The sequence below is a fragment of the Lentzea sp. NPDC020367 genome, assembly GCF_044387305.1.
In the GTDB taxonomy this organism is placed as follows: Bacteria; Actinomycetota; Actinomycetes; order Mycobacteriales; family Pseudonocardiaceae; genus Lentzea.
The window spans coordinates 71,590-86,084 of record NZ_JBIRVV010000006.1 but is presented as its reverse complement, the minus strand read 5'-3'; the positions used below and the strand labels follow the sequence as shown (position 1 = coordinate 86,084).

11 protein-coding genes are annotated in these 14,495 nt (G+C 70.1%); 3 read left to right on the top strand and 8 right to left on the bottom strand.

The genetic code is table 11. The annotated features are described in order from the left end of the window. Nucleotides 1–94: 94 nt before the first annotated feature. From ACH413_RS25495 to ACH413_RS25485, 3 genes are read right to left on the bottom strand one after another with little or no spacing between them, the layout of a single operon-like run. Complete coding sequence (locus ACH413_RS25495; protein WP_360032278.1) at nt 95–1,876, bottom strand: AMP-dependent synthetase/ligase; 1,782 nt, start codon at nt 1,874–1,876, stop codon at nt 95–97. 28 nt (nt 1,877–1,904) lie between these two features. After that, nucleotides 1,905–4,043, bottom strand: a complete 2,139-nt coding sequence (locus ACH413_RS25490; RefSeq protein ID WP_360032281.1) for a molybdopterin oxidoreductase family protein — start codon at nt 4,041–4,043, stop codon at nt 1,905–1,907. Between the two features lie 33 nt (nt 4,044–4,076). Further along, nucleotides 4,077–4,724, bottom strand: coding sequence for a zinc-binding alcohol dehydrogenase family protein (locus tag ACH413_RS25485; protein ID WP_360032284.1), 648 nt, complete (start codon nt 4,722–4,724; stop codon nt 4,077–4,079). Nucleotides 4,725–4,861: 137 nt separating this feature from the next. Between ACH413_RS25485 and ACH413_RS25480 the strand changes: the two genes are divergently transcribed. Continuing rightward, nucleotides 4,862–5,809: an MASE1 domain-containing protein gene (locus ACH413_RS25480; RefSeq protein ID WP_360032287.1), complete on the top strand. Its 948-nt coding sequence runs from the start codon at nt 4,862–4,864 to the stop codon at nt 5,807–5,809. Here the strand turns inward: ACH413_RS25480 and ACH413_RS25475 are convergent. Next, nucleotides 5,806–7,026, bottom strand: a complete 1,221-nt coding sequence (locus ACH413_RS25475; protein ID WP_360032290.1) for a serine hydrolase domain-containing protein — start codon at nt 7,024–7,026, stop codon at nt 5,806–5,808. The two genes, ACH413_RS25480 and ACH413_RS25475, sit on opposite strands and share 4 nt — an antisense overlap. Before the next feature lie 137 nt (nt 7,027–7,163). Between ACH413_RS25475 and ACH413_RS25470 the strand changes: the two genes are divergently transcribed. Beyond that, the gene (locus tag ACH413_RS25470) at nt 7,164–9,962 is read left to right on the top strand and encodes an AAA family ATPase (RefSeq protein ID WP_360032293.1); all 2,799 of its coding nucleotides are present in this window, start codon (nt 7,164–7,166) and stop codon (nt 9,960–9,962) included. Between the two features lie 87 nt (nt 9,963–10,049). On the opposite strand, the gene ACH413_RS25465 is transcribed toward ACH413_RS25470, so the two are convergent. The 3 genes from ACH413_RS25465 to ACH413_RS25455 form a co-directional block, all read right to left on the bottom strand. Beyond that, nucleotides 10,050–11,621: an alpha/beta fold hydrolase gene (locus ACH413_RS25465; RefSeq protein WP_360032296.1), complete on the bottom strand. Its 1,572-nt coding sequence runs from the start codon at nt 11,619–11,621 to the stop codon at nt 10,050–10,052. A gap of 85 nt (nt 11,622–11,706) precedes the next feature. Further along, nucleotides 11,707–12,120, bottom strand: a complete 414-nt coding sequence (locus ACH413_RS25460; protein WP_360032299.1) for a DUF3237 domain-containing protein — start codon at nt 12,118–12,120, stop codon at nt 11,707–11,709. Between the two features lie 50 nt (nt 12,121–12,170). Beyond that, nucleotides 12,171–12,824, bottom strand: a complete 654-nt coding sequence (locus tag ACH413_RS25455; RefSeq protein ID WP_360032302.1) for a TetR/AcrR family transcriptional regulator — start codon at nt 12,822–12,824, stop codon at nt 12,171–12,173. A gap of 76 nt (nt 12,825–12,900) precedes the next feature. Between ACH413_RS25455 and ACH413_RS25450 the strand changes: the two genes are divergently transcribed. Then, on the top strand, nt 12,901–13,887 hold the full coding sequence (locus tag ACH413_RS25450) for a PHP domain-containing protein (protein WP_360032305.1): 987 nt from the start codon (nt 12,901–12,903) through the stop codon (nt 13,885–13,887). Here the strand turns inward: ACH413_RS25450 and ACH413_RS25445 are convergent. Beyond that, complete coding sequence (locus tag ACH413_RS25445; protein ID WP_360032308.1) at nt 13,850–14,428, bottom strand: hypothetical protein; 579 nt, start codon at nt 14,426–14,428, stop codon at nt 13,850–13,852. The genes ACH413_RS25450 and ACH413_RS25445 overlap by 38 nt on opposite strands. Between the last annotated feature and the right edge of the window lie 67 nt (nt 14,429–14,495).

The window sequence follows — 14,495 nt, the reverse complement described above, 5'->3', positions numbered from 1 at the left end:
GGGGCCTAGCGCCGCTTGGTGTCCCACTCTGCCCTGAGCGGAAGAATTCCGCCAGGGTGGATGTACCTGTTTTTGGATTTCTCGTACGTACGGGTTACTCGTAGAGCCCTTCGTACAACCCAGAGTGAAGGCGATGTACAACGTTGCGTTTGACCTTCAACGTTGGCGTGAGCTCCCCTTCCTCCTGGGACAGGTCCCTGGTGAGCAGCACGAACTTCTTCACCTGGGAAACACTGGCGAAGTGCGAGTTCGCTTCGTCGACAACTTCCTGCACGAGCGTTCGCACGTCCGGGTGACCCACCAATGATTCGACGTCGGACGGCAATCCACGCGCCGTCGCCCACGGCACGATCTCGTCCGCGTCCAGTGTGATCAGGGCCACGCAGTACGGCTTGCGGTCGCCGAACAGCACCGCGTGCGAGATCCAGCGGGACTGGCGCAGCACGTTCTCCACGTTCGCCGGCGCGATGTTCTTGCCGCCCGCGGTGATGATGATGTCCTTCTTGCGCCCGGTGATGGTCACGAAGCCGTCGGCGTCGATCTCGCCCAGGTCACCGGTGTGCAGCCAGCCGTCCCGCAGCGTCTCGGCGGTGGCCTCGTCGTTGCGCCAGTAGCCCGCGAAGACGTGCGGGCCGCGCATCAGCAGCTCGCCGTCCTCCCCCACGGTCATCTCCAGGCCCGCCACGCCGGACGCGCCGACCGAGCCGAGCTTGAAGCGGCCGAGCGTGTTGATGGTGCCGACCGCCGTGGACTCGGTCATGCCGTAGCCCTCCAGCACCGGCACGCCGGCCGCGTGGAAGAACTGCAGCACCTCACGGGAGATGGGCGCGGCGCCGGACAACGCCTGCACGAGCCGGCCACCGAACGCCGCGCGCACGTTCGCGAACAGCGCGTCGACCTGTTCGAACGCCGCCGCCATTTCCGGCGGCACGGATTCGCCTGCCGAACGCCGGCGCCGCACTTCCAGACCGAGCGTCACGGCCTGCGCGAGCTGCTCCGCGGGCACGTTAGACGTGACGAACGTGTAGATCTTTTCGAAAATGCGCGGGACCGACGGCAGGAACGTCGGCCGGACCTCGGACAGCTCCGGCACGATCGCCTTCATGTCGCCACCGAAGTAGGCCAGTGCGCCGCCCCGGTACATCGTTCCGAACATGATGATCTGCGCGAAGACGTGCGCGAGCGGCAGGAACAGGTAAACGGTGCCGGTCATCGCGTCGATCCGGGCCTCTTCCGCGACGCGGCAAAGTGCGACCCAGTTCGCATTGGTGAGAATGCAGCCCTTGGGCGGGCCGGTGGTGCCCGAGGTGTAGATGATCAGGCTCGGGTCCTCCGGCCTGATCGCGGCGCGGCGGACGTCCAGCACGTCGGCCAGCGGCGAGGTGCGGCCGGTGTCCTGCAGCTCGGCGATCCTCGGCCGGTCGCCGGCGGGGTCGATCGAGAACACCGAGCGCAGTTCGGGCAGCTCGGGGCTGACGACCTCGACCTTGACGCACTGCTCCTCGTTCTCGGCCACCACGATCGCCGCGCCGGAGTCGCCGACCACCCAGGCGATCTCCTCGGCCGTGCTCGACGGGTAGATCGGCACGATGATGCCGCCCGCCGCGAGCACGGCCAGTTCGACCGCCGTCCACTCAGGACGCGTGTTCGCGAGCACGCAGACCCGGTCGCCCGCCTTCAGTCCGGCGTGGACGAACCCGGACGCGAGGTCCAGCACCAGTTCCGAGATCTCGGCGTAGGTCTGCTCGCGCCACTGTCCGTCCTGCTTGAACCGCCACGCCACCGCGTCGCCGTACGCCTGCTCCGCGAGGAACGGCAGGTCGGCTATCCGGCGGATGGTCTGCACCGCGTTCGGGATGGTGACACCTGCGGTCATGGCGGCTCCTAGACGCTCTTGAGTGGCTTCAGGCGGGCACGACCTGCACGCGGGTGCCGTTCAGCACGGCGGTGCCCGAGAGCGGGTCGATGCGGAGGTCGTCGGTGAGGAGGTTGACGTTCACGCCGGCGTGCTCACGGGCGACGGTCAGCCGCGTGCCGGGCTGGTCGTGGCCCCAGCCGTGCGGCATCGAGACGACGCCGGGCGCGATGTCGGCGGTGACCTCGACCAGCACCTCGATCTTGCCGACGCGCGAGGTCACCTGGGCGGTCGCTCCGTCGGTCAGGCCGATGCGGGTGGCGTCGCCGGGGTTGACCAGCAGCGTGCACAACGACTTGCCCTTCACCAGCGCGGGCACGTTGTGCATCCAGGAGTTGTTGGTGCGCAGGTGCCTGCGGCCGACGAGCACCAGGTCGGTCTCGCGGGCACTCAGGGCGTCCCGGACGCGCGGCAGGTCGTCCAGGATCGGCTGCGGGGTCAGTTCGACCTTGCCGGACGGCGTGCGCAGGATCTCCGGCAGGCGCGAGGTGAGCGGGCCGAGGTCGATGCCGTGCGGGTGGTCGAGCAACTGCTGGAGCGACACTCCATATGCGCCGGTGCGGAGTTTGAGGTCCAGCAGGCGTTCCTCGCGCGTCTCGCCCTCGGGTTCGAAGTCCACACCGGACTTCTTCCTGAGGTCGGCCAGCTGGAACGCGGCGATGGCGTCGAGAGCCGCCGCCGGGCCGAGTCCGCCCAGGATCGTGGCGAGCCGGAAGAAGATGTCCGTCTCGTCGACCCTGCCCTCCTCCAGCGGGATCGCGGCGCGCGAGTACTTCGCGACGTTGCGCACCGAGTTGTTGAGGAACGCGATGTCGTAGTGGTCGCGGCGGGACGGCGGTGGCGTCGGCAGGATGACGTCCGCGTGCCTCGTCGTCTCGTTGAGGTACGGGTCGACGCTGACCATGAAGTCCAACGAGGACAGCGCGTCGTTCACGCGGGCCGAGTTCGGCAGCGACAGCGCGGGGTTGCCGCCGATCGTGAACAGCGCCCGCACCTGGCCCTCGCCGGGCGTCTCGATCTCGTCGACCATCGTGACGGCCGGGTACTCCCCCATCACCTCGGGATGTCCCTTGACCCGGCTGTGCCAGCGGCCGATGCCGAACCCCTTGCCGGTGCCCGTTCCGCGCCTGCTGTGCGCGGGCAGCGGCCACATCACGCCACCGGGCCGGTCGAGGTTGCCGGTGAGCACGTTGAGCGTGTCGACCGCCCAGGACGCGACCGTGCCGAACTCGACGGTCGTCGTGCCGATCCGGCCGTAGACCGCGGCGCGTTCCGCCTCAGCCAACTGCCGTGCGAGCGCACGGATCGTGCCGGCGTCGATGCCGGTGCGTTCGGCGACGACGTCCGGGCTGAACGCCTCGACGTGCGCGCGGATCGCCGTGTGGTCGGTGACGTGCCCGGCGAGGTCCTTGAGATCGACCAGGTCCTGCGCGAACAGCTCGTGGATCAACGCCAGCAGCAGGAACACGTCGGTGCCCGGCCGGATGACGACGTGCTGGTCGGCGGCCTGGGCGGTGCGGCTGCGGCGCGGGTCGACGACGACGAAGGCGCCGCCGCGTTTCTGCAGGTCCTTGAACCTGCCCGGCACGTCGGGGACCGTCCACAGGCTGCCGTTGGACGAGAACGGGTCCGCGCCCAGCACCAGCATGAAGTCGGTGCGGTCGATGTCGGGCACCGGGATCGAGAAGATGCTGCCGAACATGTGGCCGCACTGGACATGCTTGGGCATCTGGTCGACGGTGCTGGCGGTGAAGACGTTGCGGCTGCCCAGGGCCTTGCGCAGCGGTCCGGCGTAGAGGCCGCCGGCGAGCGAGTGGACGACCGGGTTGCCGAGGTACATGGCGACCGAGTTGCGGTCGGGGAAGTCCTTCAGGCGCTCGTCGACGTACGCGAAAGCCTCCTCCCAGGTCGCTTCCTGGAACTCGCCGTCGCGCTTGATCAGCGGGGTGGCGAGCCGGTCGGGGTCGGCGTCGAGCGTGCCGAGTGAGGCTCCCTTGGGGCAGAGGAAACCCCGGCTGAACTCGTCCTCGCGGTCGCCGCGGACCTTCGTGATGCGGTCTCCCTCGACCGTCAGCTCCAGCCCGCACGTCGCTTCGCAGAGCGGGCAGGTCGTGAACACGGTCCTCATGGGTCCCCTTAAGCGGCTTGTTACCAACGAGTACTAGCTGTCTGCCATCGGACGCAATCGCCCAGCCGAGGTCAACCCGAACAGCTCACTGACAGCCCTCGCGATCATGTCCGGCCGGTCGAGGGTGTGCTCGAATCGGAACCCGATGACCGCGCGCGAGCCGCCGAGCAGCCCCGTCAGTTTGATGGATTCGTCCTGGTCAGCGCCATAGCAGACGATCCTGCCGAACGGCGCCAGCGCGTCCAGTGAGGCCTCCAGGGCGCCACCGGGATCGAGCACGACGTCGACCTGTTTGCCCTCGTTCGCCCCGATCACGCGCTGTGCCAGACCGTCTCGACCGGAGTCGACCGCGATGTCGGCGCCGAGCTTCACGGCCCTGCGCCGGCGGGCCTGGCTCGTCTCCGTCGCGATGACCCGGCCGGCCGCGAAACTGCGGGCGAGTTGCACCGCGATCGCGCCGATCTCGCTCGCGGCGTCGTGCACCACGATCGACTCGTCCGGCCTGAGGTGCGCGCACGTGCGGAGGAGGTGCCACGCCGTCGTGCCCGCTCTGGCCAGCGTCAGTGCCTGCGCGTCGGTGACGCCCGCGGAGACCGGCAGGCGCAGGCGGCCGGCGACGACCACCACGCGACGTCCGCCGTCCTCCACGCGGACCTCGTCGGCCGCCTCGGCTGTGCGCATGCCCTCCATCTCACGACGTCGTGGTGACGGGCTGTAGTGCGGCTTCCACAACAGCTAAGAATCCGGCCGTGGGTCCAGGTGGGTACGCCCTGCCGCGAGGTCTGGCGATCGGGTGTGCGCCGGTGCAGCATGTGGCGGTGAACGCCACTCTCCGCACCGCGGTCACGATCGCTCTGGTGGCGGTCGCTTACTACGCGACGGCGAAGGTGGGCCTGGTCCTGGCGCTGGTCAAGGGGCAGGTCACCCCGTTGTGGCTGCCGACCGGCATCTCCGTGGCCGCGTTGCTGATGACCGGTCGCAAGGTCTGGCCCGGCATCGCGCTCGGCGCGCTGTCCGCCAACCTCGCACTCGGCGCGGGCCCGCTCGCGATCGCGATGATCACCGTGGGCAACACCCTCGCACCGCTGACGGCCTGGTACCTGCTGACGCGGTTCGGGTTCCGGCCGGCGCTGAGCCGCCTGAAGGACGCGATGCTGCTGGTGTTCGCGGGCGCGCTCGGGGCGATGCTCGTCAGCGCGCTGGTCGGCGCGGCGGCGTTGAAGATCGACGGCGTGGTCCCGTGGAGCGAGGTGCCCGCCGTGCTGGCGGTGTGGTGGACCGGCGACGCCATGGGCGTGCTGATCTTCACGCCGTTGCTGATCACCCTGCCCGGCCGCGGGACCGTCTCCCGCCGCCGGCTCGCGGAGGCCGGGGCGCTGCTCGTCGTCACGGCGGTCCTCGCGGCCTACGTGACGACGTCCGAGCTGCGTCTGCTGTTCCTGGTGTTCCCGATGCTGATCTGGGCGGCGCTGCGGTTCCAGCACGCGATCGCCGCACCGTGCGCCGCGATCATCTCGGTGGCCGCGGTGATGTCCGCGGCCTCCGGGCAGTTCTCCACCGCCGGGCTGCTGACCACGATGATCGTGCTGCAGGCGTTCAACGGGTCGGTGGCGCTGACCGGGCTGATCCTGAGCGCCATCACCAGCGAGCGCAACGAGGCCCGCAGGTCCATCGAACGTGCCTGCGAGCAGCTGGCCGACACCGTTGCGCGCTACCAGCAGGACGGCGTGCGCAAACGGCTCGGCCGCGTCGTGCCGCCGGGTTAGCGGAACCAGGTGCCGCCGCCGGTCCGCCGGTACCCGAGCGCGCGGTAGACGGCGTCCACGAGGGACTGACCGCGCTCGTTCACGCCCAGGCCCGGGCCCTGCCGGTTCATCGCGTAGCCGAACGAGAGCCGCGCTCCCGGGTCGGCGAACCCGAGCGAGCCGCCCATCCCGTTGTGCCCGAAGGCTTCCTCGGAGATCAGCAGGCCCTCGCGGTCGTTCGGCCGCAGGTGGGTGTTGTCGGTGGCCTTCTGGAACCCGAGCGCGAACCGCGACGGCACCAGGACGACCTCGTCCAGTCCGGCGACGGCCACGTTCGACATCTGCGGGAGCTGGTACTCCTCGACCAGGCGCACGCCGTTGTAGGCGCCTCGCAGAGCGAGCGGCCGGTACATGCCCGCCAGGCCGCGGGCGTTCGAGATGCCGCCGATCGCGCCCATCTCGGCGGTGTGGGCCTGGCGGGAGTCGGACTCGCCGGGGGCCATGTAGCCGCCGCTGTTGAGCAGCATCAGGCCCGGCACCGACTCGGGCTGGGTGATCGCGGTGACGAACAGCGACGGCAGCAGGATCCCCGGCTGGGTGGGGTCGACCGGGATGGTGGGGGCGACGTGCGGTTCGAGGTCCTCCGGCAGGCCCATCCAGAAGTCGAGGCCGAGCGGGCCCGAGACCTCCTTCTCGAAGAACCGGCCGAGCGACAGGCCCGTGACGCGGCGGACGATCTCGCCGACGAGGAAGCCGAACGTCAGTCCGTGGTAGCCGTGCCGCGTACCCGGTTCCCACAACGGCCGCTGCGCGGCGAGCGTCGAGGTGATCAGGTCCCAGTCGTAGAAGGCGCCGGCGGGCAGCGGTGTGGTGACGGCGGGCAGGCCTGCCTGGTGCGACAACACGTGCCGGACGAGCGTCGCGTCCTTGCCGTTCGCGCCGTACTCCGGCCAGTACTTCACGACCGGTGCGTTCAGGTCCAGCTCACCGCGCGAGGCCAGGATGTGCGCGCACAGCGACGTTGCGGCCTTGGTGCACGACCACACGTGAACGATGGTCTCCTCGGACCAGAGGCGGCCGGCGGCGGGATCGGCGACACCGCCCCAGAGGTCCACGACGGGCTCGCCGTCGAGCGTCACGTGCACGGAGGCCCCGACCTCGCCGCGCTCGGCGAAGTTGCGTTCGAACTCGGTGCGCACCTCTGCGAACTGCGGGGCGCAGGTTCCCTGGATCGACATTGACCCTCCTAGGCGGGCGGCGGTGGCCTCAAGGGCATCATCCGGCGGAACCACGGGTCAGTAGGGAACCCTCATCGGCTAACGCGTTCAGCCTGGTGGCGCGCACGTGGAGTGACTGATCCGGCGCGGAACGCGGCGTGGAAGACTCCGGAGCAGCCGAAGTCCGGGAGGCCGTCATCGCCGACACTCCACCGCGCGCCACGCCGCTCGTGGGCCGCGAACCGGAACTGCGCGCCGTGCTCGACCGCGTCGGCCAGGCGCCCGCGACCGGGCTCGTCGTGGTCCAGGTCAGCGGTGAGCCGGGGATCGGCAAGACGTCGTTGCTCGCGGAGATCGCGCGGCGGTTGCGGGAACAGCAGTGCGGGGTGCTGTCGTCGGCGTCGGACGTGCTGGGCAAGCGCATCCCGTACGGCGCGGTGGCGGCGTTGATCCGGTCGTTGCCGCCGGACCGGATCCGCGCGGACGCCCTGGCGGCGTTGGAGATCTCGGGCACCGAGGACTCCGGGGCGTGGTTCGGGCGCGCGTGCGACCGGGTGGTGCGGCTGCTCACCGAGCTCACCGCGACGCGTCCGGCGGCGTTGCTGATCGACGACCTCGACCACGTCGACGACGACTCCCTCGCCCTGCTGACGCTGGTGCTGCGGCGGCTGTCCTCCGCGCCGCTCGTGCTGGTCACCGCGAGCCGGTCCGCCGACGCGGTGCTGCTGGACCGCGTCGAGCCGTATGCCGAGGTCGTGCGCCTCGACCTGGCGCCGCTGTCGGGCGCGGACGTCGCGCGCATCGTCGAGGCCGTCCTGCAGACCTCCGTGGACGAGGGTCTCGCCCGCGAGGTCCAGCAACGCTCCGACGGCAATCCGTTCTTCGTCACGGAGATCGCGCGTTCGTTGCGGGAGCTCGACCTGCTGACGGTGGACGGCAACCGGGCCCGGCTCGCGGTGTCGCCGGACGCGATCCGGCTGACTCGGCGTGAGGCGTTGCTGCGTCGTGTCGCGCCGCTGGAGAACGACACGCGGCTCGTCGCACGGGCGGTGTCGGTGTTCCGGCGCGTGCGGCTCGACCAGATCTCGTTGCTGGCACGCGTGGCGTCGCTCCCGGAGGAGACGGTCGTCGCGGCGTTCGACGAGTTGCTGCGCGTGCACATCGTGGTGCACGACGACAACGGCTACCGCTTCTCGCACGCCCTCGTCGGGGAGGCGCTCTACCACGAGGTCGGCCCCGCGCAGCGCCGTCACCTGCACTCGCTGATCTCGGCGCGGCTGCTGGACGACCGCGCGCAGGGCCTGCCCGTGGACCTCCTCCAACTCGCCTGGCACCTCGCCGAGTCCGCCGCTCCCGGCGACCGGGTGGCCGTGCGAGTGCTCGCCGAGGCTGCGGCTCACGCCCGTGCGTCCGCGCCCGAAACCGCTGCCGCGTTGTGCTTCAAGGCTCTTCAGTTGTTGCCGCGCAACGCTCCCGAACGTGCCGAGCTGCTGGCGCTGCAATGCCGTGTCCTGGCGCGCGCCTCCCGCCCGGCTCTGGCGATCGACCCCGGGCTCTCTGCCTTGGAGTCCCTCCAACCAGGCTCCGAACGCACGCGCGTCGCCACGGCCGTGATCTCGTCGCTCTTCTCAGTCGGTCGCACGGCCGAAGCCATGGCACTGGCAGACGTCGAGGTCGCGCGCGGTGACGCGCCGGCGTCGCTGGAAGCCCAACGCGCCGTGCTCCTCGTCTACAACAACCGCCACGACGACGCCGTCTCCGAAGTGGCCCGCGTCGAGGCGTTGCCGATCAGCTCCCCGGCCGAGGGCGTGATCGTCTTCGAGCACCTCGCGATGCTCACGTCCCTGTTGTTCCAGCACGATCGCACCGTCGAGTACGCGAACCGCGCGCTGGCGTACAGCGACGGGCAGCCGATGCTCGAACTGCAGGCGCTGTCCGTCTGCGCCTCGATCACCGCGCTGGCCGGTCTGGTGCACGACGCGTCCTGGCGCGTCCGCCGGGCGGAGGACCTCCTCGACCAGGTCGGCTCGCACGGCTTCCGCGCCGAACGGGCCGCCTCGCGGGTGGCGCTGGACTGGCTCGGCGGCCGCTGGGACGCGGCCCTCGACGGCATCGGCCGCTGGCTGCCCGACGTCGAGGCCGCGCAGGCCGACCAGGCACTCGGTGTGCTGCAGGCAATCGAACTGTCCATCCGCACGTGGCGCGGCGAGCTCGACGTCGCCGCGCGGCTGGCCTCGTTGCCCGCGCCGCAGTCGGTGAACATCTCGCGCCTGCACGCGGTGTCGCTGGCCGAGTACCTGGTCGCGCGGGGCGAGGCCGACGAGGCGTACGCGTTGCTGGACGACAACGTCGGCTCCGGTCTGGAGGCCGCCTACTCGTGCGTGCTGGTGGCGCGGATGATCGAGCTCGACCTGGAACGCGGGCACCCGGAGGCGGCGGAGAAGGCGCTCGCCCGGCTGTCCGACGTGTCCGCCACGCGGGTGTCGCCGTGGTCGCGCACCACGCTGCGCCGTGTCACCGGGGTCGTCCGCCGGGACGCGGAATCGTTGCGGGAGGCGGTGTCCGAGGCTTCTTTGGGCGGGCTGGAGTTCGAGAAGGCACGCGCGCAGCTCGCGTTGGGCGAGGTCTCCGACGACGAGGTGCCGGTGCTGGTCGAGGCCTACACGGCGTTCCAGCGACTGGGCGCGCACGGGTTGCGGCGGCAGGCGGGCACCCGGTTGCGGGCGCTCGGCGCCAAGGTGCCTCGCGCGCGGTCGAAGGCGCCGGGACTGCTCACCGAGGCCGAGGAGAACGTGGCCCGGCTGGTGCAGCAGGGCATGCGCAACCGGGACATCGCGGCGGCGCTGCACTACAGCCCGCGCACGATCGAGGTGTACCTGTCGCGGATCTACGCGAAGCTGCACGTCTCGTCGCGGCTGGAGCTCGCCCGCGTGCTGGACGCGATGCAGCAACGCTGACGCAGGGGTCCCCCCGAGCTGGGAACCCCTGCGTCATAACGTACTCAGCAGGTCTGACAAGATCGTTCAGGCGTCAGAACGGCCCGGTCAGAAGGGCTTGGTCTCCGCCGCGATCTCGCCCAGGATGTCGCTCAGCGGACGGGCCGACTGCGCGCCCAGCGACGCCGCCGCGCCCGGAGGCACGGTCTCCGCGATGTCCGTGCCGGCGCACGTCACCCGTGAGGCCGGCAGGATGCCGGACACCAGGTACTTGTTGACCAGCGTGTCGACGCAGGTGTTGCGACGCAACGCGTAGTGGCCGTGCTGGCCGTCGTTGGAGACGCTGATCAGCGGCTGGCTGAGGTGCTCCGCCATGACGCGGCCGTTGGCCAGCGGGGTCTGGGTGTCGCCGTCCGAGTTGACCACGAGGCCCGCCGGGTACTTGCGGGTGATGGCCGGGATCTTCTCCGGGCGTTGGAAGGCGCGGAACGTGCAGTTGGTCGGCGCCATGTAGTCGACGGTGCCGCCGTACGGGTTGGTGTCGCGCCAGCGCTTCATGTCGTTGTAGTAGGTGTTGACGTCGGAGAACCAGTCCCACTCGCACACCACGGCCTGGAAGGTGCCTGCCGAGGTCGGTTCGATGTCGCCCTTCTTCAGCGCCGCGACGATCGCGGAGGCCTCCGCCGGGTCGGCCACGCCCGCCTTGATCGAGGCGATGTGGCGGGAGAACGCGGCCCAGGAACGGCGGTAGCGGGTGGAGCCGACGGCGTAGTCGAAGGAGGTCACATCGGAGTAGCCGCCGTACGGGGCCGTCTTCAGCTTCTCCGCGATCTTGTCGAGCTCCGCGCGCACCGCGGCGGGCGTGGTGCCGAGGCCGTAGGTGCCGTTGCGGGCGGCGGTCCACTCCGTCCACTTGCGAAGGTTGTCGGTGATCGCGTCCACCACGTCGACGTCCTGCTCGTGCCACGTCTTCAGCGGGTCCAGCGCGGAGTCGAGCACGCTGCGGTCGAGGAACTTCGGGAACATCGAGCCGTAGACGGCGCCGAGCTGCGTGCCGTAGGAGTAGCCGACGTAGGAGATCTTCTTCTCCCCCATGGCTCCGCGGATGACGTCCATGTCGCGGGCGGTGTTCATGGTCGAGATGAACCGGCGCATCTCACCGCCGCCGCGCTGGCAGTTCTCCTCGACGGCACGGGCGTAGTCCGACCAGTTCGCGAGCTGCGCATCCGTTGGGCGCGACGGGAACTCGTCGTCGGACGGCGTCGAGATGCAGCGGATCTGCGTCGACCGGCCGACACCGCGCGGGTCCATGCCGATGACGTCGTAGATCTTCAGCACGTCGGTTTGCGCGTTGAACCAGTGCACGGCACCGAGACCCGAACCACCGGGGCCGCCGGGGTTCGTCATCAGCACGCCTCTGCGGCGCGCGGGATCGGTGGCCTTCTTGCGCGAGATGGCGATTTCCAGGTTGCCGTTGCCCGGGTTCTTGTAGTCCATCGGCACGACGGCGGTGGCGCACTCGACCCCCGTCGAGGGCGTGACCCACCCAGCAGGGCACTCGGCCCAGGCGATCGTCTGGCTGTAGTACTCGTCCAACGGACCCGGCGCCGCCTGAGCCGTTCCCACCAGTGACATGAACAGCGGAGCGACCAAAGCCGCCGCACCCCAACGCTTCCTCACCGCGTACCCCTCACGATCGTCGGCCAGCGACAGAACGCTTCCGCAGTCGCCGACTCGATCGACACCCCCGAAGGTCGGGTGAAATTCACCGCACCTCGCACACCTCGTAGGTCAGCACGAGACCGTCCAGAGCGCCCTTCGCGACGGCCTGCACGCGGTTCAACCAGCGGTAGCGGTCGTCGCCGGTCTCGAACAACGGGGCCGCGTACAGCGGCGCACCGAAGCCATTCGAGACGTCAACCCGCCCTGAGTAGTGCAAATACACGAGCGCGTCGTCGTGGGTGCGCAGCACGGAGCGCACGTCGAGGGTCGCGGTGCCGTCCGGGCCGATGGTCAGCCAGTCGGCGCTCGACGACCCGTGCAGGACGCCCGACAGCCGGTCGCCGGCGAACGTTCCCGACTCGACCTCGTAGATGAAACGGTCACCGACAGGCGTTTTCGGGAGCCTCAAAGGCTTTCGCAGCTGCGCGGTCATGACGCCCAGGGGCACGAGTTCCATGGCCGCGAAATTATTCGACACGGTGTCGAGAAACAACGACCGCGGCTTATCTACTGCGAAACCCCGTACACCGAACGCAGCCACACCGCGGTCAGCGTCTCGACCACCTCGCGGTCGCGCGCCGCCGACCTCCGCGAGAGCGAGAGGCTGTAACACATGGACTCGTTCATCGTGACCAGCACGGTGGCGAGGGCACGCGCGGTCGGCGGTCCCGGCACCGCGATGCCGGCCTCCCGCTCGATCTCGATCTGCTGCGCCGTCGAGTCCACGAACCGCCGCGCCACCCCGGACCAGAACCCGCGCACCAGCTCGCTCGTGTCCCGCGCCCGCACCGCCGCGCGCAGCACCGGGCCGTGCGCCCGCCACAACGCGACGGTGCCCGCGATCGCGCGCCGGATCGAGTCCTCCGGCGGTTCGCTGCCGCGCCGTAGCCACAGCGCCGCCGAGTCGTAGAGGCCTTCCGCGACCCGTTCCGACAGCGCGTACAGCACGGCCTCGCGCGACTCGTAGTGGAAGTAGAAGGTGGAACGGGAGATTCCCGCGCCGGAGGTCAGTTCGTCCACGGCGATGTCGTCGAGCGACCGCGTCTGCAGCAGGTGCTCCGCGGTGTCGAGAATGGCCTGCGAGGTCAGGTCGCCCTTGCTCCGCTTTCGCCGTGAACCGGCTCCGGTCGCCGGTGGCGCACCGGCCGGACGTGGGGACATGGCGGACATCATGGTTGATCTGCCGGTCTCCAACAACAAAAACCGCGCAACGGTTCCGGATGGGGTAGGAAGAGGTATGGATCCGGTCAAGGCGTTGAAGCAGGTGGCCTTCCACCTGGAACGAGCCGGCGAGCCGACCTACCGCGTCCAGGCGTTCCGCAACGCCGCCGCCGTCCTCGCCGAGCTGGACCCCGCCGACGTCGAGAAACGGGCGAAGCTCGGCACGCTCACCGATCTCAAGGGCGTCGGCAAGTCGACGGCCGGTGTCGTCGCGGACGCGCTGGCGAACCGCGAGCCGGCCTACCTGGCGAAGCTGCGGCACGTCGACATCACCGGCGGCGAGGAGTTGCGGGCGAAGCTGAGGGGCGACTGCCACGTCCACTCCGACTGGTCCGACGGCGGCAGCCCGATCAGGGACATGGCGGAGGCCGCGCGCGATCTCGGCCACGAGTTCATGGTCCTGACGGACCACTCGCCGCGGCTGACCGTCGCGAATGGACTGAGCAGGGAACGGCTCGAGAAGCAGCTCGACGTCGTCGCCGAGCTGAACGCCGACCTGGCGCCGTTCGTGATCCTCACCGGCATCGAGGTCGACATCCTCGACGACGGCTCGCTCGACCAGGACGAGGACCTGCTGGCACGGCTCGACGTCGTGGTCGCGAGCGTCCACTCGAAACTGAAGATGCCCCGCGCCGAGATGACCCGCAGGATGGTCAACGCGGTCAAGAACCCGCACGTCGACATCCTCGGCCACTGCACGGGCCGGCTGGTCGTCGGCAAGGGCCGCCCGGAGTCCCAGTTCGACGCGGAGAAGGTCTTCGAGGCCTGCGCCGAGCACGGCACCGCGGTCGAGATCAACGCACGGCCGGAACGGCTCGATCCCCCGCGCAGGCTCCTCAGCCTGGCGGTCGACGCCGGGTGCACGTTCTCCATCGACAGCGACGCGCACGCGCCCGGCCAGCTGGACTGGCTGAACTACGGCTGCGCGCGGGCGGAGGAGTGCGGTGTCGACCCCGACAGCGTGATCAACACCCGGCCCGCATCCCGTCTGCTGTCCGGGTGAGGTGCTCGTACCAGGACACGAGCGGCCCGGTGTCGGCCAGCGCACGGGTCAGCGCCACCCGGCACAGGTCGCGGACCGGTTCGGGATCCCACGCGGCCACCAGGTCGTCGAGCGACCCCAGCGACCCGAGCGCGTACCGCTCCAGGCCCGCGCAGATCGGCACGACCGTCCCGTCGGCCGTGACCACGAGCGGATCGACCCGCACGAACGCCGCGGGGTCCGCTCTCAGCAGCGCGGCGGACGTGACGTCGAACTGGACCTCGACGGCGTCGTCCTCGGCGACCCGGTTCAGCTCCACGGCCGCGTAGACGAGGTCGACCCGATCAACGCCGTACGGCCGCACGCGCACCTTGCGTGCGCCCTCCCCCACGGCTTCGGCGGCCAGGCCACGCAACATGAACACGTTGTCGGGCACCAGATCGATCAACACCGTCACCCGGTGCCCGTCGGCGGCGTGCTCTCCCACCTCGTCCAACGCGACCACGAGCTCGGCTCCCGGCACGGCGGTGAGCCAGCGAGGGTCGTGGACCTCGACTCCCATACCTGTACTGAGCGTTTCCCCGCGGCGGAAATACCTCCGCACGACAGCCACCCCTGAGGGGGATTTT